Here is a 24870-nt window from a genome sequence, read left to right as displayed (position 1 = left end):
GCTTAGCGGTCCACGTCGGCCATAACGAAATCGATACTACCCAGGTACGCAATCAAGTCCGCGACCATGCTGCCTTTGATCACCGAAGGGATCTGCTGCAGGTGCGGGAAGCTTGGGGTACGAATCCGGGTGCGGTAGCTCATGGTGCCGCCATCGCTCGTCAGGTAATAACTGTTGATGCCCTTGGTCGCTTCGATCATCTGGAAGGATTCGTTGGCCGGCATGACCGGGCCCCACGATACTTGCAGGAAGTGCGTGATCAAGGTTTCGATGTGCTGCAGGGTGCGCTCTTTCGGTGGCGGCGTGGTCAGCGGGTGATCCGCCTTGTACGGGCCTTCCGGCATGTTGCGCAGGCACTGGTCGATGATCTTGATGCTCTGGCGCATCTCCTCGACACGCACGATGCAGCGGTCGTAGGCATCGCCATTGGCGGCCAGCGGCACTTCGAATTCGAAGTTCTCGTAGCCCGAGTACGGACGCGCTTTACGCAGGTCGAAATCGCAGCCGGTCGAACGCAGGCCGGCACCGGTGACGCCCCATTCCAGGGCCTCTTTGGTGTTGTAGGCGGCAACGCCGATGGTCCGGCCACGCAGGATGCTGTTGTCCAGTGCGGCTTTCTGATATTCGTCCAGACGCTTGGGCATCCACTCGACGAAGTCTTTAACCAGTTTTTCCCAGCCCCGCGGCAGGTCGTGGGCGACGCCACCGATGCGGTACCAGGCCGGGTGCAGGCGGAAACCGGTAATGGCCTCGATCACCGTGTACGCCTTCTGGCGGTCGGTGAAGGTGAAGAACACCGGGGTCATGGCGCCGACGTCCTGGATGTAGGTACCCAGGAACAGCAGGTGGCTGGTGATCCGGAAGAACTCGGCCATCATGATGCGGATGACGTCGACCTTCTCCGGCACCTTGATGCCGGCCAGCTTCTCGACCGAGAGCACGTACGGCAGGTTGTTCATCACGCCGCCGAGGTAGTCGATACGGTCGGTGTACGGGATGAAGCTGTGCCAGGACTGACGCTCGGCCATCTTCTCGGCACCACGATGGTGGTAACCGACGTCCGGTACGCAGTCGACGATTTCTTCACCGTCCAGCTGCAGGATGATACGGAACGCACCGTGCGCGGACGGGTGGTTCGGGCCGAGGTTGAGGAACATGTAGTCCTCGTTCGGGCCGGAACGCTTCATGCCCCAGTCTTCCGGCTTGAAGCGCGCGGACTCTTCCTCGAGTTGCTGCTTGGCCAGGTTCAGGGTGAACGGGTCGAACTCGGTGGCGCGGGCCGGGAAGTCCTTGCGCAGCGGGTGACCTTCCCAGGTCGGCGGCATCATGATGCGCGACAGGTGAGGGTGACCTTTGAAGTCGATGCCGAACATGTCCCAGACTTCACGCTCGTACCAGTTGGCGTTCGGCCAGATGCTGGTGACGGTCGGCAAGCTGAGGTCGCTCTCGGACAAGGCGACCTTGATCATTACGTCACTATTACGTTCGATCGACATCAAGTGATAGAACACGGAGAAGTCGGCGCCGCTCGGCAGCCCTTGACGCTTGGTGCGCAGACGCTCGTCCACGCCGTGCAGGTCATAGAGCATGACGTATGGCTTGGGCAGGTTACGCAGGAAGCCCAAGACTTCGACGAGTTTGGCGCGGGCAACCCAAAGCACCGGCATGCCGGTGCGGGTCGGCTGGGCGGTGAACGCCTCCGGGCCAAAACGGTTGTTCAGTTCGACGACCACATCCTGGTCGTCTGCCTTGTAAGGCGGGATGTACAGAGCACTGCCTGTAGTCATGGTTATTTTATCGCTTTCGGTCAACGTAAAGAATGAAGCCAGGTTCTTGTTCTATTAAAGAAGCAGGTCTGGATCAGACTTCGTCGGGGCTGCGCAGGTTGGTTACCTGAATACGCTGTTCGCGGCGCTTTTCCTTTTCGGAAGGCATCTCGGCGCGATACACGCCTTGATCACCAACGACCCAGGAAAGTGGACGACGCTCCTGGCCAATCGACTCCTGCAACAGCATCAAGCCTTGCAGGAAAGCCTCAGGGCGGGGCGGGCAGCCAGGCACGTAGACGTCCACGGGCAGGAACTTGTCCACCCCTTGAACGACGGAGTAGATGTCGTACATGCCACCGGAGTTGGCGCACGAACCCATGGAAATGACCCATTTAGGTTCGAGCATTTGCTCGTAGAGACGCTGAATGATCGGCGCCATCTTGATGAAGCAGGTACCGGCGATAACCATGAAATCCGCCTGGCGCGGCGATGCCCGGATAACCTCGGCGCCAAAGCGCGCGATGTCGTGGGGCGCCGTGAAGGCGGTGGTCATTTCCACGTAGCAGCACGAAAGACCGAAGTTATACGGCCACAGGGAGTTCTTGCGCCCCCAGTTGATCGTGCCGTTAAGCACGTCTTCGAGCTTGCCCATGAAAATGTTTTTGTGGACTTGATCTTCTAACGGATCGGAAACGGTTTCCCGCTGGCCAATCGGATACTGCTCGTTAGGAGCATCGGGGTCGATCCTGGTGAGATTGTATTGCATTGCCAAAGCCTCATTGTTTCAGCTTCGCTTGCCGCTTGCGCCGAGCTTCCGGAGCCCAGTCAAGGGCGCCCACTCGGAATAGGTAGACAAGACCTGCCAACAGAATTGCTATGAAAACGAGAGCTTCGACGAATCCGGTCCAGCCGCTTTCGCGGACGGACACAGACCATGCAAAGAGAAAGAGGGCTTCAATATCGAAGATCACGAACAACATCGCGACCAGATAGAATTTGGCTGAGAGCCGCAAGCGGGCGCCACCTGTAGGTAGCATGCCGGACTCGAACGGTTCGTTTTTGCTGCGGCCCCAGGCTTTTGACCCGAGGAGGCTGGAGACGCCCAGCATGAAGGCACAGAGGCCGACGACGCCTAGAAGGAAAATGGCAAAGCCCCAGTTATGGGCCATGAGTCCTGTCGCTTCGGGCATGCTGGTAATCCTTAACAGAGAGCAAAGGTCTCTGAGCTTGAAAAGAAACAAAAGCAGTGACGATATGTCGCAGCAATCAATCCCGCTGATTTTATGGCTAAACACCCGGCAAGTAAAATTCCTATAGCGAAATTTATTATAGGAATAAGGACATAGCGAGCCTCAAAAGCCCTGTGGCCCTTGGCCCGTGGGCATTAGCCGGCATTTCGTCAATTATGTTTTGTAGGGAATGTAACGAACATAGTTGATGCTAAATGATAATCAATATTGTTTGTGGTGGTTTTTAAACTGTTTATTCCGCAAGTGCGCAGAAAGTTGCCTTATATGCGCGTTACTGTAGGAGCTGACGAGTGAAACGAGGCTGCGATCTTTTGATCTTGCCTTTGAAAGATCGCAGCCTCGTTTCACTCGTCAGCTCCTACAGGGGGTGGCGGTGTTTGGGAAAACGCGCACAAAAAAACGCCCCGAACCAGTCGGGGCGTCAGATGGGCGGCGTTGCGGTTTCTAATCAGTCCGCAACGGCCGTTGACTCAGGCGAAGCAGATCAGTGGAACTGTTCTTCTTCGGTCGAACCGGTCAGTGCGGTTACCGAGGACGAGCCACCCTGGATCACGGTGGTCATGTCGTCGAAGTAGCCGGTGCCCACTTCCTGCTGGTGAGCCACGAAGGTGTAGCCCTTCGAAGCGTCAGCGAATTCCTGCTCTTGCAGCTTCACGTAGGCAGTCATGTCGTTGCGGGCGTAGTCGTGCGCCAGGTTGAACATGCTGTGCCACATGTTGTGAATGCCGGCCAGGGTGATGAACTGGTGCTTGTAACCCATGGCGGACAGTTCGCGCTGGAACTTGGCGATGGTCGCGTCGTCCAGGTTTTTCTTCCAGTTGAAGGAAGGCGAGCAGTTGTACGACAGCAGTTGGTCCGGGTATTCCTTCTTGATCGCTTCGGCGAAGCGACGAGCTTCGTCCAGGTCCGGCTTGGCGGTTTCGCACCAGATCAGGTCGGCGTACGGAGCGTAGGCCAGGCCGCGAGCGATGGCCTGGTCCAGACCGGCGCGCACTTTGTAGAAGCCTTCCTGGGTACGTTCGCCAGTCACGAATGGCTGGTCGTACGGGTCGCAGTCCGAAGTCAGCAGGTCAGCTGCGTTAGCGTCGGTACGGGCCAGGATGATGGTCGGAGTACCGGCAACGTCAGCAGCCAGGCGGGCAGCGGTCAGCTTCTGTACGGCTTCCTGGGTAGGAACCAGTACCTTGCCGCCCATGTGGCCGCATTTTTTCACGGAAGCCAGTTGGTCTTCGAAGTGAACGCCGGCGGCGCCTGCTTCGATCATGCTCTTCATCAACTCGTAAGCGTTCAGTACGCCGCCGAAACCGGCTTCGGCGTCAGCAACGATAGGCGCGAAGTAGTCGATGTAGCCGTCGTCGCCCGGGTTCTTGCCGGCTTTCCACTGGATCTGGTCGGCACGACGGAACGAGTTGTTGATGCGCTTGACCACGGTTGGAACCGAGTCCACCGGGTACAGCGACTGGTCCGGGTACATCGATTCGGCGGAGTTGTTGTCCGCAGCCACTTGCCAGCCAGACAGGTAGATCGCCTGGATGCCGGCCTTGACTTGTTGTACAGCCTGGCCGCCGGTCAGGGCGCCCATGCAGTTGACGAAATCTTTCTCAGGACGGAAGGCTGGCTTGGCACCCTGGGTCACCAGGTTCCACAGCTTCTCGGCGCCCATTTTTGCAAAGGTGTGCTCAGGTTGAACCGAGCCACGCAGGCGGACGACGTCAGCAGCGGAGTAAGTGCGTGTCACGCCTTTCCAGCGCGGGTTTTCAGCCCAGTCTTTTTCGAGGGCTGCAATTTGCTGTTCGCGTGTCAGTGCCATGGGAGATAAACCTCGTCGCGTCTTTATGAAAAGTTGTTCTGCGGTGGAAAATTCCTGCGCTCGCTGACCAGAAGCTTAAGCGGTCAAGTCGGGTTCGGCGGGGAGGGCGACGGGATGAACGATCGGCTCGAGGGGAAGTGAGCAGGTAAAGGCGGACTGCGGGCGCATTCGGGCGTCGTGGGCCTTGGTGCGAACATCAGTGTGGTGCCGGGTTACCTATTACGCTTCCGTCCCTCGGGACAACTTCGTTCCAGTCGACAACCTCGTCAAACACACCTTGTGGGCGGTACAGACACGAAGCGGTTCGCGGGGTAGGTGCGAACATCGCCTCGAAGGCCCTTGCCAGGGCCTCTGATTAGCGGGAGCGAGGCCATCATGCCTTTGCTTTTTTGGCTCGTCAAACGTTTTGTAGTGCTTTTTTTCAGGCACTACATCTTTGGTCTAATACGACTCGTCAGTCAGTTTTTGGTGCTTTAGTCCAGGGTGTCGACTTTCACCCGCAATGTCATGTCGTTGCGGCTCTGGGTCGAGTAGCTGCGGGTCTGGCCCTGTTTGTCGGCCTGGGTCTGGCCGTTGACCCCGGCCAGCAGGATCCATTCACCGAGGTGGCCGGTGACGGTTGTGTCGGTGCTTTGTACGTTCACTACATCAGGACGTTCCTGGCTCATGCGGTCACGGTTGGTGCTGATCGACAGGTGAACGATGTCGCCGGTGACGTTTGCCGTGACGTAGAAGCCCTGGGTGACGTTGCGGTATTCGGTCTGGCTGCGCAGGTCGCCGTAGGAGTCGGTCTGCGCACTGGTCAGCGGCACGCTCTGGCCGACCTGGATCAGCGCCGGTGCGCCTTCGCTGGCCTGCACTTGCTGGATGCCGCCGTCGCGGCTGTCGGTGCTGTAGTTGATGATGCGGGCCTGGCTTGGCTTGGCGCCGTTCACCGAATGACCCTGGTCACCCTGGAAGTTGTTGTCGCTGGTGTCGACGGTGATCAGCAGGCGCTTGGGTGCGGTGTCGAGTTGCGAAAGAAGGGCTTTAAGTTCGTCGATCTTGCGCTGATCGGCGTTGACGATGAGTTGATTGCCGTAGGCGCTGACCTGTCCGTCCTTGCCGATGAAGTCCTGCGCCACCGGCAGCAGGTCGGCGCTGGTGTGGTACTTGAGGGGCACAATTTCTGTGGCTGCCATCACCGAAAAACTGCAACCGAGCAGCAAGGTGGTGAGCAGGGTGCGTAGGGACATGTCCGTTATCTCCGCGTTCTGAAGCTTGATATTGCCAGTTTGTCGGCCTGGCGTGGCGCTAGTTGAATCGTAGACAGCAAAACGCCCCGGCATCGTGCGATGTCGGGGCGTTTTGTGGCGTGCTTTCTGGCCTCTTCGTCGGAACGCCGCCCGGAGCAAGCCCGCTCCCACAGGTTCAGCGTGAACCTTGTGGGAGCGGGCTTGCTCGCGAAAGGGGCACCTCTCAGGCCGAATGGCGGACCATGTCCACATGCGGAATCCCGGCTTCAAGGAACTCCTCACTGACCAGGTGAAAGCCCAGGCGCTCATAGAATGCCGTGGCTTGTACCTGAGCGCTGAGCATCTGCTGCTTGAGTCCGCGCTCTTCGGCCTCTGCGATGACCGCTTGCATCAGTGCATCACCGACTTTCAGGCCGCGCCAGTCCTTGAGTACCGACACCCGGCCGACGTGGCCGTCGGGCAGCAGGCGGGCGGTGCCGATTGGAAAGTCGCCTTCGTAAGCGAGGAAATGCACTGCATCAATGTCATCGGCGTCCCATTCCAGTTCTGGCGGAACGGATTGCTCGGCAACGAAAACCGTCTCACGAATGCGCCGGATCTCGGCGTTGTCCTTTTGCCAGTCTGCGACACGTACGTGAATCTTATTCATCGGCAAACCCCAGGCTTCCTTGCTTGACCAGTTCGCACAGCAGGCCACGACCGTCTTCGTCGCTTAGCCAGTCGCCAAGGTTGTCGGCGTGCAGCGCGTCGGCGGCGCAGATCATCTTCAGCAGTTCGCGCAGTTTGCCCGGCAGGTAACGGCTTTGGCCGCTGGCGAACAGCAGCAGGTCGTCATCGACTTCAGACCACGCCAGGCGTGCGCTCGGGTTGCGAATCAGGATCGCGCCTTGTTCCAGGGCGGACATGAAGTCTTCTTCTTCGACCTCTTCCGGGCCCACCACCAGTTCCGGGTAGCGTGGCTCGGTCATGAACTGGCCGAACCAGGTCAGCAGCAGGCGCTCGTCGCTCATGTGCTCGGCCAGCAAGCCTTTGAGGCGGTCGAGTGCGTCACGCTGGATCTGGTGAGGGTCGGCAGTCGGCAAGGCGTCGGCGTCGGTGTAGCGTTCTTCGTCCGACAGGAACTGGCTGAGGAAGTCGGTGAAGTGGGTCAGCACTTCAGCGGCGCTCGGTGCGCGGAAGCCGACCGAGTAGGTCATGCATTCATCAACGGCAACGCCGCAATGGGCCAGGCGCGGTGGCAGGTAGAGCATGTCGCCCGGTTCCAGCACCCATTCATCGGTGGCTTCGAATTCGGAGAGGATGCGCAGGTCGGCGTGGGCCAGCATCGGGCTCTCGGTGTTGCACATCTGGCCGATCTTCCAGTTGCGCTTGCCGTGGCCTTGCAGCAGGAACACGTCGTAGTTGTCGAAGTGCGGACCGACGCTGCCACCCGGTGCGGCGTAGCTGATCATCACGTCGTCGATGCGCCAGCTTGGCAGAAAGCGGAAATTTTCCAGCAGTTCGCTGACTTCCGGGACGAACTGATCCACGGCTTGAACCAGCAGGGTCCAGTCAGTTTCAGGCAGCTTGCTGAATTCATCTTCGGCGAACGGGCCGCGACGCAGTTCCCACGGACGCTCGCCATTCTCGATGATCAGTCGCGATTCGACTTCTTCTTCCAGCGCCAGGCCGGCCAGTTCGTCGGCGTCGATCGGGCTTTCGAAATCAGGAATGGCCTGACGGATCAGCAGCGGCTTTTTCTGCCAGTAGTCGCGCAGGAATTCCCGTGCCGTGATGCCGCCCAGAAGTTGAAGAGGAATATCAGGATTCATGTGTAACCTATTGAAAAAATGCACTTTTCAGACGGGAATAAAAACGCCCGGCGCGGCCGGGCGTCTTATAAAGGGTCTAGCGGTCGATCAGATGCGCTTGGCTTGTTCTACAGCGTTGCCGATGTAGTTGGCCGGGGTGAGCAATTTCAACTCGGCCTTGGCGGCGGCTGGCATGTCCAGGCCGTCGATGAAAGTCTGCAGCGCTTCTGGGCTGATGCCCTTGCCGCGGGTCAGTTCTTTCAGCTTTTCGTACGGGTTTTCGATGTTGTAGCGACGCATCACGGTCTGGATCGGCTCGGCCAATACTTCCCAGCAGGCGTCCAGGTCAGCGGCAATCTTCTGCTCGTTGAGCTCAAGCTTGCTGATGCCCTTGAGGCTGGCTTCGTACGCGATCACGCTGTGGGCGAAGCCGACACCGAGGTTGCGCAGTACGGTGGAGTCGGTCAGGTCGCGCTGCCAGCGGGAGATCGGCAGCTTGCTCGCCAGGTGCTGGAACAACGCGTTGGCGATACCCAGATTGCCTTCGGAGTTTTCGAAGTCGATCGGGTTGACCTTGTGTGGCATGGTCGACGAACCGATTTCGCCAGCGATGGTGCGCTGTTTGAAATAACCCAGGGAGATGTAGCCCCAGATGTCGCGGTCGAAGTCGATCAGGATGGTGTTGAAACGGGCGATCGCGTCGAACAGCTCGGCAATGTAGTCGTGCGGTTCGATCTGCGTGGTGTACGGGTTGAAGCCCAGGCCCAATTCGTCTTCGATGAAGGCGCGGGCGTTGGCTTCCCAGTCGATCTCAGGGTAGGCCGACAGGTGGGCGTTGTAGTTGCCGACGGCGCCGTTGATCTTGCCCAGCAGCGGAACGGCAGCGACTTGAGCGATCTGGCGCTCCAGGCGGTAAACCACGTTCGCCAGTTCTTTGCCCAGGGTGGTCGGCGAGGCCGGCTGACCGTGGGTGCGCGACAGCATCGGCACGTCGGCGAAGCGGATCGCCAGTTCGCGGATGGCGTTGGCGGTCTGGCGCATCAGCGGCAGCATCACGTCATCGCGGCCTTCGCGCAGCATCAGGGCGTGGGACAGGTTGTTGATGTCCTCGCTGGTGCAGGCAAAGTGGATGAACTCGCTGACCTTGGCCAGTTCCGGCAGCTTGGCCGCTTGCTCTTTGAGCAGGTATTCGATGGCCTTGACGTCGTGGTTGGTGGTGCGCTCGATCTCTTTGACGCGCTCGGCGTGCTCCAGAGAGAAGTTTTCCGCCAGGGTGTTGAGCACAGCGTTGGCTTCGGCGGAGAACGCCGGCACTTCACTGATGGCAGGGTGAGCGGCCAGGCGCTGGAGCCAGCGCACTTCAACCAGGACGCGGGCACGGATCAGGCCGTACTCGCTGAAAATTGGGCGCAGGGCCTGGGTTTTGCCGGCGTAGCGGCCGTCAACAGGGGAAACCGCAGTGAGCGAAGAAAGCTGCATGGGGTGTTCTCGGACAGTCGGGCAACGAAATGGGGCGCGTATCATACATGAAAAAATCCGCCGGTCCGTCGCCAACTGACCGGCGTATTACGCGTATTGCTGAGTTCGTATCTGTCGATGCGGGTTATTCGTTACGCATCAAGGGGTAAAGCTCTTTGAGCAATTTGCGGCGACTGATCACCAGCTGCCAGCGATGACCGCCCAATTGCCGCCAAAGGCGCGCCGAACGAATGCCTGCCAGCAGCAGGGCACGAATTTTCGAGGCATTGCTCGGTTGTTGCAGGTTGCGCATGTCGCCGTGCACCTGGATGCGTTGGCGCAGGGTGCTCAGGGTGTCCTGATACAGCGCGCCGCAGGCGGCGACCACGTTTTCGTGGGCCGGGCCGAAGTGTTCGACCTGGGACTGGATCTGCGGCAGGCGCTTGCCGATCACGTCGAGCATGTCGTTGCGCTTGGCCAGCTGGCGCTCAAGGCCGAGCATGGCCAGGGCATAACGCAATGGCTCGCGCTGCAGGGCACTTGGGTCGCGTTCGAGGGCGCCGATCAGTGCGCGGTAACCTTCACGCAGGTTGATGTCGTCGCCGCCGTAGACTTCCAGGGTGTCCTTGGGGTCGCGGATCAGCAGGCTGCCGAGCATGCAGGTCAGGCCGGCTTCGTTGGTCTGGCCGGTCTTGGCGATCCTGTCCACCAGCACCGCGGCGAGAAACACGCCGCCCAGTGCCGTCAGTTGCTCCTGAATCGGGTTCATAGGGCCTGGCCCTTGCTCGTCCACGGCTCGGCTACTTCAATCACGCCGCCGCCGAGGCAGATTTCACCGTCGTAGAACACCACGGACTGGCCTGGGGTGACCGCGCGCTGCGGATCATCGAAGGTCGCGCGATAACCGGTGGCGGTTTTTTCCAGGGTGCACGGCTGGTCGCTCTGGCGATAACGAACCTTGGCGGTCAGCTTGCGTGGCTGGCTCAGGTCGACCGGGTTGACCCAGTAGATATCGGAAGCGAGCAGGGCGCGGGAGAACAGCCACGGGTGATCATTGCCTTGGCCAACGATCAGCTCGTTGTGTTCCAGGTCCTTGATCAGCACGTACCACGGCTCATCGCTGGCGTCTTTCAGGCCGCCAATACCCAGGCCCTGACGCTGACCGATGGTGTGGTACATCAGGCCGTGGTGGCGGCCGATGATTTCACCTTCGGTGGTTTTGATCTCGCCCGGTTGCGCCGGCAGGTACTGCTTGAGGAAGTCGCTGAAGCGGCGTTCGCCGATAAAGCAGATCCCGGTGGAGTCCTTTTTCTTCGCGGTCGCCAGCTCGTATTTCTCGGCAATGGCGCGCACTTGTGGTTTTTCCAGTTCGCCGACCGGGAACAGGGTCTTGGCGATCTGTTCACCGCCGACGGCGTGCAGGAAGTAGCTCTGGTCCTTGTTCGGGTCCAGGCCCTTGAGCAGTTCGGTGCGGCCATCGATGTCGCGGCGACGCACGTAGTGGCCGGTGGCGATCAGGTCGGCGCCAAGCACCATGGCGTAGTCGAGGAACGCCTTGAACTTGATTTCGCGGTTGCACAGGATGTCCGGGTTCGGCGTGCGTCCGGCCTTGTATTCGGCCAGGAAATGCTCGAACACGTTGTCCCAGTACTCGGCGGCGAAGTTGGCGGTGTGCAGCTTGATGCCAATCTTGTCGCACACGGCCTGGGCGTCCGCCAGGTCATCCATGGCGGTGCAATATTCCGTTCCATCGTCTTCTTCCCAGTTCTTCATGAACAGGCCTTCCACCTCATAGCCTTGCTCGATCAGCAGGAGGGCGGAAACGGAAGAGTCCACGCCGCCGGACATGCCGACAATGACGCGCTTCTTTTGTGTGTCAGAAGGGGCTGGATCACGCATAGGGATTCAATGAGTGTCTTGAAAAAGGACGCGATTCTATCAGGCTCGGGCCTGCATGGCTAAAGAGAAGGTCGGATCAATTCGAGGTCGAAGTGTTGGCCTGCCAGATAGTCGTCGATGCAACGGATGATCAGCTCGCTGCGCCAGTTGTCGCGTTGCTCGATTAATTCCTCGCGGGTCAACCACTTGGCGCCGACGATGCCGTCGTCCAGTTGATAATCCGGGTGGTGTTTCAGTGGTTTGGCGATAAAGCAGACCCGCTGGTAGGTCACGCCGTTGCTCGGGGCGGTATACAGATAAATCCCCAGCACGCCGGTGGGCTCGACGTCCCAGCCGGTTTCCTCGAGGGTTTCGCGCACGGCGGCTTCAATCAGGGTCTCGTTCGGGTCCAGATGACCTGCAGGCTGGTTGAGCACGTTGCGACCGGCCTTGTGTTCTTCGACCATCAGGAAGCGGCCGTTGTCCTCGACGATGGTGGCGACGGTGATGTGGGGTTTCCAGTCCATCAGTTTTCCTCGGTAAGGTCTTCGGTGTATTCGGAATTGCCAAGATCGCAGCCTTCGGCAGCTCCTACAAGGATCGGTGTAGGAGCTGCCGAAGGCTGCGATCTTTTGATCGTCGCCAGAAACACAAACCCCGGCACAGGGCCGGGGTTTGTGGTGTTCCCTTACAACCTTAAACCAGCGCAGCAACTGCCGCGTTGAAGGTAGCGCTTGGGCGCATGGCCTTGCTGATCAGCTCGGCGTCGGCGTGGTAGTAGCCGCCGATGTCCACTGGCTTGCCCTGGACGGCGTTGAGTTCGGCAACGATGGTCGCCTCGTTCTCGGTCAGGGTCTTGGCCAGGGTCGCGAACTGCGCTTGCAGTGCAGCGTCTTCGGTCTGGGCAGCCAGGGCCTGGGCCCAGTACAGCGCCAGGTAGAAGTGGCTGCCGCGGTTGTCGATGTTGCCGACTTTGCGCGATGGCGACTTGTTGTTGTCCAGGAACTGGCCGGTGGCCTGGTCCAGGGTCTTGGCCAGGACCAGCGCCTTTGGATTGTTGTAGGTCACGCCCAGGTGTTCCAGGGACGCGGCCAGGGCCAGGAATTCACCCAGCGAATCCCAGCGCAGGAAGTTCTCTTCCAGCAGCTGCTGAACGTGCTTCGGAGCCGAACCGCCAGCGCCGGTTTCGAACAGGCCACCGCCGTTCATCAGCGGCACGATCGACAGCATCTTGGCGCTGGTGCCCAGTTCCATGATCGGGAACAGGTCGGTCAGGTAGTCGCGCAGTACGTTGCCGGTCACCGAGATGGTGTCCTTGCCGGCGCGGGTGCGCTGCAGGGTGTACTTCATTGCGTCGACCGGCGCCATGATCTGGATGTCCAGGCCGGCAGTGTCGTGATCCTTCAGGTAAGCCTGAACCTTCTCGATCACTACGCCGTCGTGGGCGCGCATCGGGTCCAGCCAGAAGATCGCCGGGGTCGCGCTTGCGCGAGCACGGTTGACGGCCAGCTTGACCCAGTCCTGGATCGGCGCGTCTTTGGTCTGGCACATGCGGAAGATGTCGCTGGCTTCAACAGCCTGTTCCATCAGTAGGTTGCCCTTGCCGTCGGTGACGCGAACAACGCCGTCAGCCTTGATCTGGAAAGTCTTGTCGTGGGAGCCGTACTCTTCGGCTTTCTTCGCCATCAGGCCAACGTTCGGCACACTGCCCATGGTGGTCGGATCGAACGCACCGTTGGCTTTGCAATCTTCGATCACGGCCTGGTAGATGGTGGCGTAGCAGCGATCCGGGATCACGGCCTTGGTGTCGTGCAACTGGCCGTCGGTGCCCCACATCTTGCCGGAGTCACGGATCATCGCAGGCATCGAGGCGTCGACGATCACGTCGCTCGGCACGTGCAGGTTGGTGATGCCTTTGTCGGAGTTGACCATCGCCAGGGAAGGGCGAACGGCGTAGACCGCCTGGATGTCAGCTTCGATGGCCGCTTGCTGTTCAGCAGGCAGGGCCTTGATGCGAGCGTACAGGTCGCCGATGCCGTTGTTCAGGTTGAAGCCGATCTGTGCCAACACGTCAGCGTGCTTGGCCAGTGCGTCTTTATAGAACTCGGCAACGATCTGGCCGAACATGATCGGGTCGGAGACCTTCATCATGGTGGCTTTCAGGTGAACCGACAGCAGCACGCCTTGTGCCTTGGCGTCTTCGATTTCGGCCGCGATGAAGCTGCGCAGGGCGTTTTTGCTCAGTACCGCGCAATCGAGGATCTCACCGGCTTGTACGCTGGTCTTTTCTTTCAGGACGGTAGCAGTGCCGTCTTGAGCGATCAGTTCGATTTTCACGGCGTCAGCGGCGTCGATCAGGGCGGCTTTTTCGCTGCCGTAGAAATCGCCGGTGCCCATGTGCGCGATGTGGGACTTGGAGTCCTTGGCCCACGCGCCCATTTTGTGCGGGTGCTTGCGTGCGTAGTTCTTGACCGACAACGGAGCGCGGCGGTCGGAGTTGCCTTCACGCAGGACCGGGTTCACGGCGCTGCCCTTGATCTTGTCGTAACGCGCCTTGGCTACTTTGTCGGCGTCGCTGGTGACGGTCTCGGGGTAGTCCGGAAGTGCATAGCCCTGGGCTTGCAGCTCTTTGATCGCGGCTTGCAGTTGTGGAACCGAAGCGCTGATGTTCGGTAGCTTGATGATGTTGGCTTCAGGCGTAACGGCCAGGGCGCCCAGTTCGGCGAGGTGGTCGGCTACGGCTTTGTCACCCAGTTGCTCGGGGAAGCTGGCCAGGATGCGCCCTGCAAGAGAGATATCGCGGGTTTCAACGGCGATATCAGCCGAGGCGGTGAACGCCTCTACGATAGGCAACAGTGAATAGGTGGCGAGGGCAGGAGCTTCGTCGGTGAAGGTATAGATGATCTTCGAGCGGGTGGGCATATTCGGATTAACTCTCTCTTCTTTGCTAAAGCGTGCGCAGAAACTCGAGGGCGCCGGGTAAGCGCGTTCGTTCAAAGTCATCCATGAGCCGAATATCGAGGTTTCGTTGCTGTGATGTTGGGTGCATCAGTAGGGCGTCAAGTAGCCGGACTGCGATAACAGGCCGGCTTGCCGGGCGGAAAGTCTCGTCGTAGAGCACTTCAGCCGTCGTGACCCTGTGGTCAGCGGGCGGCATTATACATAGGTAGCTGGCAATCTGCCGATGGTTCATATGCAACGAATGTCGTCCATTGGTCTAAAGGTCGCAGGGGCGAGCAGGGCGTAAGGTCACACGTCGTGCTTGGTTTTGGCGCTTTTCCCTTTGCTTTCAGGCTTGTAGCGCACGAGTTGCAAGGCTTTGCGCCAGATCGATGGAACATAGGGTTTGCGCGCCGATTCAACTGGGTTACGCTCGAACCAAGCCAGATGTTCAATCCAATCAATGGAGTTCAGCATGGGTTACAAGAAGATTCAGGTTCCAGCCGTCGGCGACAAAATCACCGTCAATGCAGACCATTCTCTCAATGTTCCTAATAACCCGATCATCCCCTTCATCGAAGGCGACGGCATTGGCGTCGACATCAGCCCGGTCATGATCAAGGTTGTCGATGCTGCCGTTAAGAAGGCTTACGGCGGCGAGCGCAAGATTTCCTGGATGGAGGTGTACGCCGGGGAGAAAGCGACTCAGGTTTACGATCAGGACACCTGGCTGCCTCAGGAAACCCTGGACGCGGTCAAGGATTACGTGGTTTCCATCAAGGGCCCGCTGACCACTCCGGTCGGTGGCGGCATCCGTTCCCTGAACGTGGCCCTGCGCCAGCAACTCGACCTGTACGTCTGCCTGCGCCCGGTGCGCTGGTTCGAAGGCGTGCCTAGCCCGGTGAAAAAGCCTGGCGATGTCGACATGACCATTTTCCGCGAGAACTCCGAAGACATCTACGCGGGCATCGAGTGGAAGGCCGGTACGCCGGAAGCCACCAAGGTCATCAAGTTCCTGAAAGAAGAAATGGGCGTTACCAAGATCCGTTTCGACGAGAACTGCGGTATCGGCGTCAAGCCGGTGTCCCTGCAAGGCACCAAGCGTCTGGCACGCAAGGCCCTGCAATATGTGGTCGATAATGATCGCGATTCGCTGACCATCGTGCACAAAGGCAACATCATGAAGTTCACCGAAGGTGCCTTCAAGGAATGGGCCTACGAAGTGGCGGCTGAAGAGTTCGGCGCGACCCTGCTCGACGGCGGTCCGTGGATGCAGTTCAAGAACCCGAAAACCGGCAAGAACGTCATCGTCAAGGATGCCATCGCCGACGCCATGCTCCAGCAGATCCTGTTGCGCCCGGCCGAGTACGATGTGATCGCGACCCTGAACCTGAACGGCGACTACCTCTCCGACGCCCTGGCGGCGGAAGTGGGCGGTATCGGTATCGCGCCGGGTGCCAACCTGTCCGACACCGTGGCCATGTTCGAAGCCACCCACGGTACTGCGCCGAAGTACGCAGGCAAGGACCAGGTCAACCCGGGTTCGCTGATCCTGTCCGCTGAAATGATGCTGCGCCACATGGGCTGGACCGAAGCGGCCGACCTGATCATCAAGGGCACCAACGGCGCGATTTCCGCCAAGACCGTGACCTATGACTTCGAGCGCCTGATGGAAGGTGCCAAGTTGGTGTCGTCTTCCGGCTTCGGCGATGCGCTGATCTCGCACATGTAAGAAAACGCTGGCACACAAAAAACCGCCTGATTCGAGAGATTGAACCAGGCGGTTTTTTTATGTCGCAATGACGGTGTGGGCTTACACTGTAACGGTCTGTTGCGGGGTGGATTCCGTCGCTTTTGAAGCGTCCACCGGGTTCCCGATGTTGACCGCGTGCAGGCCCTTGGGGCCCTGGATGATATCGAATACGACAGCTTGCCCGGCTTTCAGGGTTTTATAACCATCCATTTTAATGGCTGAGTAGTGGGCAAACAGATCTTCTGTCTTGCCTTCCTCGTTGATGAATCCGTAACCCTTGGCATTGTTGAACCACTTCACCTTGCCGACAGCCATACCCAACTCCCTCTGCAACAGACTCCATCACTGGAGTATCATCCAGTACATCCGCAGTCGAATCTGTAAATAAGATTGACTCCGCGGACCTTTTTTACCCACTGTGGGCTCTATTGGTTGTAACACCCTTTTGCCGATAGTCAAGCTGACCCGGCAGTCGGAGTTGAAATCGCTGATAGCCGCCCCCACCACTGTATTTGAACAACTGACGAACCTTTCTTTCCATGCATGCAATCAGCCAGATTCGACTAACATTCAATCAGGATCGCCCGGTTCTTCAAAAAGATCAGCCGGGGGCACACGACGACGATTCCGCAGGCATTGCTGTTCAGGAGGCAAAGCCTGCACTACAGGCGCCGCCGATGTACAAGGTGGTTTTGTTCAATGATGACTACACACCGATGGATTTCGTCGTCGAAGTGCTCGAGGTGTTTTTTAACCTGAATCGCGAGCTGGCGACCAAGGTCATGCTGGCCGTCCATACAGAAGGACGGGCAGTATGTGGAGTGTTTACCCGCGACATCGCCGAGACCAAGGCCATGCAGGTCAACCAGTACGCCAGGGAAAGCCAGCATCCGCTACTCTGTGAAATCGAGAAGGACGGTTAATCGCCGACCACTTGGGTATGAGGTGAAGCTATGTTAAACCGCGAGCTCGAAGTCACCCTCAATCTTGCCTTCAAGGAAGCTCGTTCGAAGCGTCATGAGTTCATGACTGTCGAACACCTCTTGCTGGCCCTATTGGACAATGAGGCTGCCGCCACCGTTCTGCGTGCGTGCGGCGCAAACCTCGACAAACTCAAGCATGACCTGCAGGAGTTCATCGACTCCACCACGCCATTGATTCCCGTGCATGACGAGGATCGCGAAACCCAGCCAACCCTGGGCTTCCAGCGTGTACTGCAACGTGCTGTGTTTCACGTACAGAGCTCGGGCAAACGCGAAGTGACTGGTGCCAATGTGCTGGTCGCGATCTTCAGTGAGCAAGAGAGTCAGGCGGTGTTCCTGCTGAAACAGCAGAGCGTTGCCCGTATAGATGTCGTCAACTACATCGCCCATGGCATTTCCAAGGTGCCGGGGCATGGCGATCACTCTGAAGGTGAGCAAGATATGCAGGACGACGAGGGCGGTGAGTCTTCTTCCTCGGGCAATCCCCTGGATGCTTATGCCAGCAACCTCAACGAACTCGCGCGCCAGGGTCGCATCGATCCGTTGGTAGGTCGTGAGCTGGAAGTCGAGCGTGTCGCGCAGATCCTGGCGCGTCGCCGCAAGAACAATCCGCTGCTGGTGGGCGAGGCGGGCGTGGGTAAAACCGCGATTGCCGAAGGCCTGGCCAAGCGCATTGTCGACAACCAGGTGCCGGACCTGCTGGCCAACAGTGTGGTTTACTCCCTCGACCTGGGTGCCTTGCTGGCCGGTACCAAGTACCGTGGCGATTTCGAGAAGCGCTTCAAGGCGTTGCTCAATGAACTGAAAAAACGTCCGCAGGCGATCCTGTTCATCGACGAGATCCACACCATCATTGGTGCGGGTGCCGCGTCCGGTGGCGTCATGGATGCCTCGAACCTGCTCAAGCCGCTGCTGTCGTCCGGTGATATCCGTTGCATCGGTTCGACCACCTTCCAGGAATTCCGCGGCATCTTCGAGAAGGACCGTGCCTTGGCCCGGCGCTTCCAGAAGGTCGATGTGTCGGAGCCTTCGGTGGAAGACACCATTGGCATTCTGCGTGGCCTGAAAGGGCGTTTCGAAAGCCATCACAATATCGAATACAGTGATGAAGCCCTGCGCGCGGCTGCCGAACTGGCTTCGCGCTACATCAATGACCGTCACATGCCGGACAAGGCCATCGACGTCATCGACGAGGCGGGTGCCTACCAGCGCCTGCAACCGGTCGAGAAGCGTGTGAAGCGCATCGAAGTGCCGCAAGTCGAGGATATCGTCGCGAAAATCGCGCGGATTCCGCCAAAACACGTCACCAGCTCCGACAAGGAACTGCTGCGTAACCTCGAGCGTGACCTGAAGTTGACCGTGTTCGGTCAGGACGCCGCGATCGACTCGCTGGCTACCGCGATCAAGCTGTCCCGTGCCGGCCTCAAGTCCCCTGACAAGCCTGTCGGTTCGTTCCTGTTCGCAGGGCCTACCGGTGTCGGTAAAACCGAAGCGGCGCGTCAGTTGGCCAAGGCCCTGGGTGTCGAGCTGATTCGTTTCGACATGTCCGAGTACATGGAGCGCCACACCGTATCGCGTCTGATCGGTGCGCCTCCAGGCTATGTCGGGTTCGATCAGGGCGGTCTGCTGACCGAAGCCATCACCAAGCAGCCACACTGCGTGCTGTTGCTCGATGAGATCGAGAAGGCGCATCCGGAAGTCTTCAACCTGCTGCTGCAGGTCATGGACCACGGTACGCTGACCGATAACAACGGGCGCAAGGCGGATTTCCGCAACGTGATCGTCATCATGACGACCAACGCCGGTGCCGAGACCGCAGCCCGCGCTTCGATCGGTTTCACCTATCAGGATCACTCGTCCGATGCGATGGAAGTGATCAAGAAGAGCTTCACGCCGGAATTCCGCAATCGTCTGGACACCATCATCCAGTTTGGTCGCCTCAGTCATGAGGTCATCAAGAGCGTGGTGGACAAGTTCCTTACCGAGCTTCAGGCGCAACTGGAAGACAAGCGTGTGTTGCTGGAGGTCACCGATGCAGCCCGCAACTGGCTGGCCGAAGGTGGCTATGACGCGGCGATGGGGGCTCGCCCAATGGCTCGCCTGATCCAGGACAAGATCAAGCGTCCGCTGGCGGAGGAGATTCTCTTTGGCGAACTGGCCGAGCATGGCGGTGTGGTACACATCGACATCAAGGATGGTGAGCTGACCTTCGAGTTCGAGACCACGGCCGAGATGGCCTGACGTTAAACCGCAATAAAGCAAAAAGGCGCCAATTGGCGCCTTTTTGCTGTCTGTAGGAGCTGCCGAAGGCTGCGATCTTTTGATTTTGTTTTTAAGATCAAAAGATCGCAGCCTTCGGCAGCTCCTACAAGGGCAGCGTGCGGCAGCTAAATCGCAGGCAAACAAAAACGCCCGGCATGAGCCGGGCGTCTTGTATTGACTTGATTAACGGGCGCGGTAAGTGATGCGCCCTTTGCTCAAGTCATAGGGAGTCAGCTCTACGCGCACTTTGTCGCCGGTAAGAATACGGATGTAGTTCTTGCGCATCTTGCCGGAGATGTGCGCGGTTACGACGTGCCCATTTTCCAACTCCACACGAAACATGGTGTTGGGCAGGGTGTCGACGACAGTGCCTTCCATTTCGAAGCTGTCTTCTTTCGACATGCAGTAAAGCCCTCGGTGTCCAATGAATGGCCCGGTGCAACTGCGCCAGGCAAAAGCGGCGTGCATTGTGCCCGAAAAGTGGGGTTTAAGCCAAGGGGTTTAGGGCCGGCTCTAGTTTAGAACCACCCAGCGCTGATTAATCAGCAACTCAATAGGGCGATATTGAGTCTTGTAGTTCATTTTTTTGCAGTTTTTGATCCAGTAGCCGAGGTAGACCGCATCCAGCCCCAGCCGCCTGGCCTCGGCGATTTGCCAGAGGATTGCATAGCGCCCAAGGCTGCGGCGCTCTTCGGCCGGTTCGTAGAAGGTGTAGACCGCCGAAAGACCGTTCGGCAGTAAATCGGTGACGGCGACGGCCAGAAGCTGGCCGTTCAGGCGGAACTCGTAAAATCGGGAAAACGGCAGGTCCCGCACCAGGAATGTCGAGAACTGGTCGCGACTCGGCGGATACATGTCGCCATCGGCGTGACGCTGTTCGATATAGCGCTGGTAAAGGTCGAAGTACTCTTCATTGAAGCCGGGCCTGGCCGGGCGCACCTGCAAATCCACGTTGCGCTTGAAGATGCGTTTCTGTTGCCGGTTGGGCGTGAACTGCCCCACGGGAATGCGCGCCGGAACGCAGGCATTGCAATTCTGGCAATGCGGCCGATAGAGATGATCGCCACTGCGACGAAACCCCATTTCCGACAGGTCTGCATAGACATGCACATCCATGGGCTGACTAGGGTCGAGAAACAGGGTTGTGGCCTGCTCCTCGGGCAGATAACTGCAAGAGTGCGGCTGAGTGGCATAGAACTTCAAACGCGCCAACTCGGTCATGATCAACCCTCGGGATAATGCTTTTGAATAAGTGTAAGCCACACGGGAGAAAGTCGCTCAGCAAACCCAGGTGGCGGTGTTGGCTTGGTCCAGGTGCCTGGCCAGATAGCTGGCAAATTCACGGCGAGGAATGGCGCGTGCGCCCAGGCTGTGCAGGTGGTCGGTGGGCATCTGGCAATCGATCAGTACAAAACCCGAGTCTTTCAGATGCCGCACCAGTGTGGCAAAGCCGAATTTCGAGGCGTTGTCGGCGAGGCTGAACATGGATTCGCCGAAAAACAGCTGGCCCATTGCCAGGCCGTAGAGCCCGCCCACGAGTTCGTCCCCGTCCCACACTTCCACCGAGTGCGCGTGTCCACGCCTGTGCAGCTCGATGTAGGCGTCCTGCATGGCCTCGGTAATCCACGTGCCGTCAGCGTACTCCCGGGGGGCTGCACAGGCGCGGATGACGGCAGCGAAGTCCTGGTCAAAGGTCACTTGATAGCGTTGCTGGCGCAGCAGTTTGTTCAGACTGCGCGAGATGTGCAATTCGTCGGGAAACAGCACGGTACGCGGGTCCGGCGACCACCAGAGGATCGGCTGGCCTTCGGAAAACCATGGGAAGCAGCCGTGGCGATAAGCCGAGATCAGCCGATCGGCAGACAGATCACCACCGGCAGCCAGAAGCCCGTTGGGGTCGCGCATGGCCTTTTCCAGCGGTGGGAAATGCAAGGTGTTGCGTTGTAACCAAGTCAGCATGGCATCCAGGCTTGCAGAAGGGGAGGGCAGTGGCGGGTGTTGGCCCGCCATAAAGTTTGCCTTTAAACGGTTGGAATGTCGTCGAGGTATTTTTCAGCGTCCAGCGCCGCCATGCAACCGGCCCCGGCAGATGTAACGGCCTGGCGATAAACGTGGTCGGCCACGTCGCCGGCGGCAAACACCCCTGCAATCGCCGTAGCGGTGGCATCGCCTTCGCTGCCACCCTTGACCTGCAGATATCCGTCGCGCATTTCCAGCTGGCCCGCGAACAGGTCGGTGTTGGGTTTGTGGCCGATGGCGATAAACACCCCGGCCAATGTCAGCTCCTTGGTTTCACCGGTGTGGCTGTCCCGCAGGCGGGCGCCGGTCACGCCGCTGGCATTGCCGAGCACTTCGTCCAGGTTCTGGTTCCAGTGCAGGCGGACATTGCCATTGGCGGCTTTTTCGAAGAGTTTGTCCTGGAGGATCTTCTCCGAGCGCAGCTTGTCGCGCCGATGGATCAGGTGCACTTCCTTGGCGATGTTCGACAGGTACAAGGCTTCCTCGACCGCCGTATTGCCGCCGCCGACCACCGCAACCACCTGATTGCGATAGAAAAATCCATCACAGGTCGCGCACGCCGACACTCCTTTGCCGGCAAACGCTTCCTCCGACGGCAGACCCAGGTATTGCGCGCTGGCGCCGGTGGCAATGATCAGTGCGTCGCAGGTGTAGGTTCCGCCATCGCCAATCAGCTCGAACGGCCGTTGTTGCAACTTGGCGGTATGGATGTGGTCGTAAACGATCTCGGTGGCAAAGCGTTCGGCGTGTTTTTGCATGCGATCCATCAGCACCGGCCCGGTCAGGCCTTCAACGTCCCCTGGCCAGTTATCCACTTCGACGGTGGTGGTGAGCTGGCCACCCGCCTGGATGCCGGTAATGACAACGGGCTTGAGGTTGGCGCGGGCGGCATACACGGCCGCGCTGTAACCGGCGGGGCCGGAGCCCAGGATGATCAGGCGTGAATGCTTCGCTTCGCTCATAAAAACACCTCATAAGCCTTTGTCACAAAAGAGAATGCATGCTCAAATTGAACAGCATGTCATATGCTTTTGACTATGCTACACCCAAGGGTCTCAAGCATGGCGTCGTGCGTACAAACCCGTACAATGCCCTGCGTGTTACATATATTCAGTGCGCGCCATGTTTATAAAAACCGGGGCGCAGTGTTAAAAGTAGTCCCGGTAACGCGTGTTAACTTTTTTACCTGCCTGGATTGGGCAGTTTTTTCGCGGTTTTTATAGACATTCACCAGATGGACGCGCCCATGGCGCAGGAAAAGAAGCGTTTTGAAGAAATCCACCGCAGCACCTAAACCAGCCGTCGTACCGCTCTGGCGCCAGCACTTGCACTACCGACTCAAGGAAGGTGCGCTGATCGCCATCGGTGCCTTGTGCCTGTTCTTGATGATGGCCTTGTTGACCTACGGCAAGGACGATCCGGGCTGGAGTCATAACAGCAAGATCGACGATGTGCAGAACTTCGGCGGGCCAGCGGGCTCCTACAGCGCCGATATCCTGTTCATGGTGCTGGGTTACTTCGCCTACATCTTCCCGTTGCTGCTGGCCGTCAAGGCGTACCAGATCTTCCGCCAGCGTCACGAACCGTGGCAGTGGAGCGGTTGGCTGTTCTCCTGGCGCCTGATCGGCCTGGTGTTCCTGGTGCTGTCGGGGGCCGCGCTGGCCCATATCCATTTTCATGCCGCGACCGGTCTGCCGGCCGGTGCGGGTGGCGCGCTGGGGGAAAGCCTCGGCGAACTGGCCAGGAACGCCCTGAATATCCAGGGCAGCACGCTGTTGTTCATTGCCTTGTTCCTGTTCGGCCTGACTGTGTTTACCGATCTGTCGTGGTTCAAGGTGATGGACATCACCGGCAAAATCACCCTCGACCTGTTCGAGCTGTTCCAGGGCGCCGCCAATCGCTGGTGGGCTGCCCGTACCGAGCGCAAACAACTGGTTGCCCGGTTGCGTGAAGTCGATGATCGTATGGATGAAGTGGTCGCGCCGACCGTCACCGACAAGCGCGAGCAGGCCAAGGTCAAGGAACGCCTGATCGAACGTGAGCAAGCCCTGAGCAAGCACATGTCCGAGCGTGAGAAGCAGGTGCCGCCGGTGATTGCGCCCGCGCCGCCAAAGCCCGCCGCGCCGAGCAAGCGCGTCGAGAAAGAGAAGCAGGCGCCGCTGTTCGTCGACAGCGCCGTGGAAGGCACCTTGCCGCCGATCTCGATTCTCGACCCGGCGGAAAAGAAACAGCTCAATTACTCGCCTGAATCCCTGGCTGCGGTTGGCCACCTGCTGGAAATCAAGCTCAAGGAATTCGGCGTCGAAGTCACGGTGGATTCGATTCACCCGGGCCCGGTGATCACCCGTTACGAGATCCAGCCGGCGGCCGGGGTCAAGGTCAGCCGTATTTCAAACCTGGCCAAAGACCTTGCCCGCTCCCTGGCCGTGACCAGCGTGCGCGTGGTGGAAGTGATTCCGGGCAAGACCACGGTCGGTATCGAGATTCCCAACGAAGACCGGCAGATCGTGCGTTTCTCCGAGGTGTTGTCGACCCCCGAGTACGACAACTTCAAATCCCCGGTCACCCTGGCCCTGGGCCACGACATCGGCGGCAAGCCGGTGATCACTGACCTGGCGAAGATGCCGCACCTGCTGGTGGCCGGTACCACCGGTTCCGGTAAGTCGGTGGGTGTGAACGCGATGATCCTGTCGATCCTGTTCAAGTCCGGCCCGGAAGACGCCAAGCTGATCATGATCGACCCGAAAATGCTTGAGCTGTCGATCTACGAAGGCATTCCGCACCTGCTGTGCCCGGTGGTCACCGACATGAAGGACGCCGCCAACGCCCTGCGCTGGAGCGTTGCCGAGATGGAGCGACGCTACAAGCTGATGGCCAAGATGGGTGTGCGAAACCTGTCGGGCTTCAACGCCAAGGTCAAGGAAGCCCAGGACGCCGGCGAGCCGTTGAGCGATCCGCTGTACAAGCGCGAAAGCATCCACGACGAAGCGCCGCTGCTGAGCAAGCTGCCGACCATCGTGGTGGTGGTCGACGAATTTGCCGACATGATGATGATCGTCGGCAAGAAGGTTGAAGAACTGATTGCCCGTATCGCGCAAAAGGCGCGTGCGGCCGGTATTCACTTGATCCTGGCGACCCAGCGTCCGTCGGTGGATGTGATCACCGGTCTGATCAAGGCCAACATCCCGACCCGCATGGCGTTCCAGGTATCGAGCAAGATCGACTCGCGGACCATCATCGACCAGGGCGGCGCCGAACAACTGCTCGGCCACGGTGACATGCTCTACATGCCACCGGGCACCAGCCTGCCGATTCGTGTTCACGGTGCTTTCGTGTCCGACGATGAGGTTCACCGCGTGGTGGAAGCCTGGAAGCTGCGGGGCGCGCCGGAATACAACGACGACATCCTCAATGGCGTCGAAGAGGCGGGCAGCGGCTTTGAAGGCAGCAGTGGTGGCGGCGACGGTGACGATCCCGAGGCCGACGCGCTGTACGACGAAGCCGTGCAGTTCGTGCTGGAAAGCCGTCGCGCCTCCATTTCCGCGGTTCAGCGCAAACTGAAGATCGGCTACAACCGCGCCGCGCGCATGATCGAAGCCATGGAAATGGCCGGGGTCGTGACGTCCATGAACACCAACGGTTCGCGTGAAGTCCTGGCCCCGGGCCCGGTGCGCGACTGACCCGAGTATGAAAAGGGTGGTGCCTTTGGCGCCGCCCGCACTC

At 59.2% G+C, this 24870-nt stretch carries 22 protein-coding genes; 4 read left to right on the top strand and 18 right to left on the bottom strand.

Annotated elements, in window-relative coordinates; genetic code table 11:
* Positions 1 to 2: 2 nt before the first annotated feature.
* The 13 genes from nuoC to ASD95_RS29420 all read right to left on the bottom strand — a co-directional run bounded on the left by nuoC (position 3) and on the right by ASD95_RS29420 (position 14607).
* Complete coding sequence (gene nuoC / locus ASD95_RS08335) at positions 3 to 1787, bottom strand: NADH-quinone oxidoreductase subunit C/D (protein WP_056723835.1); 1785 nt, start codon at positions 1785 to 1787, stop codon at positions 3 to 5.
* A gap of 73 nt (positions 1788 to 1860) precedes the next feature.
* Positions 1861 to 2535 (bottom strand): NuoB/complex I 20 kDa subunit family protein, encoded by a 675-nt coding sequence (locus tag ASD95_RS08330; protein WP_007970441.1) that lies wholly within the window; start codon positions 2533 to 2535, stop codon positions 1861 to 1863.
* Between the two features lie 10 nt (positions 2536 to 2545).
* Positions 2546 to 2959 (bottom strand): NADH-quinone oxidoreductase subunit A, encoded by a 414-nt coding sequence (locus ASD95_RS08325; protein ID WP_003223812.1) that lies wholly within the window; start codon positions 2957 to 2959, stop codon positions 2546 to 2548.
* Positions 2960 to 3503: 544 nt separating this feature from the next.
* Positions 3504 to 4829, bottom strand: coding sequence for an isocitrate lyase (gene aceA, locus ASD95_RS08320; RefSeq protein WP_034146910.1), 1326 nt, complete (start codon positions 4827 to 4829; stop codon positions 3504 to 3506).
* 473 nt (positions 4830 to 5302) lie between these two features.
* Positions 5303 to 6064: a secretin N-terminal domain-containing protein gene (locus ASD95_RS08315; protein WP_056723834.1), complete on the bottom strand. Its 762-nt coding sequence runs from the start codon at positions 6062 to 6064 to the stop codon at positions 5303 to 5305.
* A gap of 223 nt (positions 6065 to 6287) precedes the next feature.
* Positions 6288 to 6713: a GNAT family N-acetyltransferase gene (locus ASD95_RS08310; protein ID WP_056723832.1), complete on the bottom strand. Its 426-nt coding sequence runs from the start codon at positions 6711 to 6713 to the stop codon at positions 6288 to 6290.
* Positions 6706 to 7875 (bottom strand): ribosomal protein uL16 3-hydroxylase, encoded by a 1170-nt coding sequence (locus tag ASD95_RS08305; protein WP_056723830.1) that lies wholly within the window; start codon positions 7873 to 7875, stop codon positions 6706 to 6708. The genes ASD95_RS08310 and ASD95_RS08305 overlap by 8 nt, the downstream gene beginning before the upstream one ends.
* A gap of 87 nt (positions 7876 to 7962) precedes the next feature.
* Entirely contained in the window at positions 7963 to 9333 is a 1371-nt protein-coding gene (gene purB / locus ASD95_RS08300) for an adenylosuccinate lyase (RefSeq protein ID WP_007972090.1), read from the bottom strand.
* A gap of 124 nt (positions 9334 to 9457) precedes the next feature.
* Positions 9458 to 10081: a high frequency lysogenization protein HflD gene (gene hflD / locus ASD95_RS08295; RefSeq protein ID WP_008053455.1), complete on the bottom strand. Its 624-nt coding sequence runs from the start codon at positions 10079 to 10081 to the stop codon at positions 9458 to 9460.
* Complete coding sequence (gene mnmA / locus ASD95_RS08290; RefSeq protein WP_056723828.1) at positions 10078 to 11211, bottom strand: tRNA 2-thiouridine(34) synthase MnmA; 1134 nt, start codon at positions 11209 to 11211, stop codon at positions 10078 to 10080. The genes hflD and mnmA overlap by 4 nt, the downstream gene beginning before the upstream one ends.
* Positions 11212 to 11270: 59 nt before the next feature.
* Positions 11271 to 11717 carry an NUDIX hydrolase gene (locus ASD95_RS08285; RefSeq protein WP_056723827.1) on the bottom strand — a complete coding sequence of 149 codons (447 nt, stop codon included), beginning with the start codon at positions 11715 to 11717 and terminating at the stop codon, positions 11271 to 11273.
* Positions 11718 to 11886: 169 nt separating this feature from the next.
* Positions 11887 to 14112, bottom strand: a complete 2226-nt coding sequence (locus ASD95_RS08280; RefSeq protein ID WP_056723825.1) for an NADP-dependent isocitrate dehydrogenase — start codon at positions 14110 to 14112, stop codon at positions 11887 to 11889.
* 327 nt (positions 14113 to 14439) lie between these two features.
* Entirely contained in the window at positions 14440 to 14607 is a 168-nt protein-coding gene (locus ASD95_RS29420) for a hypothetical protein (protein ID WP_177336465.1), read from the bottom strand.
* Between ASD95_RS29420 and icd the strand changes: the two genes are divergently transcribed.
* On the top strand, positions 14606 to 15862 hold the full coding sequence (gene icd / locus ASD95_RS08270; RefSeq protein WP_007972065.1) for an NADP-dependent isocitrate dehydrogenase: 1257 nt from the start codon (positions 14606 to 14608) through the stop codon (positions 15860 to 15862). The two genes, ASD95_RS29420 and icd, sit on opposite strands and share 2 nt — an antisense overlap.
* A gap of 81 nt (positions 15863 to 15943) precedes the next feature.
* On the opposite strand, the gene cspD is transcribed toward icd, so the two are convergent.
* Positions 15944 to 16198 carry a cold shock domain-containing protein CspD gene (cspD, locus tag ASD95_RS08265; protein WP_056723821.1) on the bottom strand — a complete coding sequence of 85 codons (255 nt, stop codon included), beginning with the start codon at positions 16196 to 16198 and terminating at the stop codon, positions 15944 to 15946.
* A 224-nt stretch (positions 16199 to 16422) separates the two neighbouring features.
* Between cspD and clpS the strand changes: the two genes are divergently transcribed.
* Positions 16423 to 16806 carry an ATP-dependent Clp protease adapter ClpS gene (clpS, locus tag ASD95_RS08260; RefSeq protein ID WP_056723819.1) on the top strand — a complete coding sequence of 128 codons (384 nt, stop codon included), beginning with the start codon at positions 16423 to 16425 and terminating at the stop codon, positions 16804 to 16806.
* 30 nt (positions 16807 to 16836) lie between these two features.
* Positions 16837 to 19107 carry an ATP-dependent Clp protease ATP-binding subunit ClpA gene (gene clpA / locus ASD95_RS08255; protein WP_056723817.1) on the top strand — a complete coding sequence of 757 codons (2271 nt, stop codon included), beginning with the start codon at positions 16837 to 16839 and terminating at the stop codon, positions 19105 to 19107.
* Positions 19108 to 19311: 204 nt separating this feature from the next.
* Here clpA and infA read toward each other — a convergent pair whose 3' ends face one another.
* The 4 genes from infA to trxB form a co-directional block, all read right to left on the bottom strand.
* Entirely contained in the window at positions 19312 to 19530 is a 219-nt protein-coding gene (gene infA / locus ASD95_RS08250; RefSeq protein ID WP_002553999.1) for a translation initiation factor IF-1, read from the bottom strand.
* Positions 19531 to 19641: 111 nt separating this feature from the next.
* On the bottom strand, positions 19642 to 20349 hold the full coding sequence (locus tag ASD95_RS08245; protein WP_056723815.1) for an arginyltransferase: 708 nt from the start codon (positions 20347 to 20349) through the stop codon (positions 19642 to 19644).
* 57 nt (positions 20350 to 20406) lie between these two features.
* Positions 20407 to 21087 (bottom strand): leucyl/phenylalanyl-tRNA--protein transferase, encoded by a 681-nt coding sequence (gene aat, locus ASD95_RS08240; RefSeq protein WP_056723866.1) that lies wholly within the window; start codon positions 21085 to 21087, stop codon positions 20407 to 20409.
* Between the two features lie 62 nt (positions 21088 to 21149).
* The gene (gene trxB, locus ASD95_RS08235) at positions 21150 to 22109 is read right to left on the bottom strand and encodes a thioredoxin-disulfide reductase (RefSeq protein ID WP_056723812.1); all 960 of its coding nucleotides are present in this window, start codon (positions 22107 to 22109) and stop codon (positions 21150 to 21152) included.
* 306 nt (positions 22110 to 22415) lie between these two features.
* Between trxB and ASD95_RS08230 the strand changes: the two genes are divergently transcribed.
* Positions 22416 to 24827, top strand: coding sequence for a DNA translocase FtsK (locus ASD95_RS08230; RefSeq protein ID WP_056723810.1), 2412 nt, complete (start codon positions 22416 to 22418; stop codon positions 24825 to 24827).
* The last annotated feature ends 43 nt before the right edge of the window (positions 24828 to 24870 follow it).

Origin of the sequence: Pseudomonas sp. Root71 (assembly GCF_001429045.1) — a bacterium.
In the GTDB taxonomy this organism is placed as follows: Bacteria; Pseudomonadota; Gammaproteobacteria; order Pseudomonadales; family Pseudomonadaceae; genus Aquipseudomonas; species Aquipseudomonas monachiensis.
This window is presented reverse-complemented; position numbering and strand designations above follow the sequence as displayed.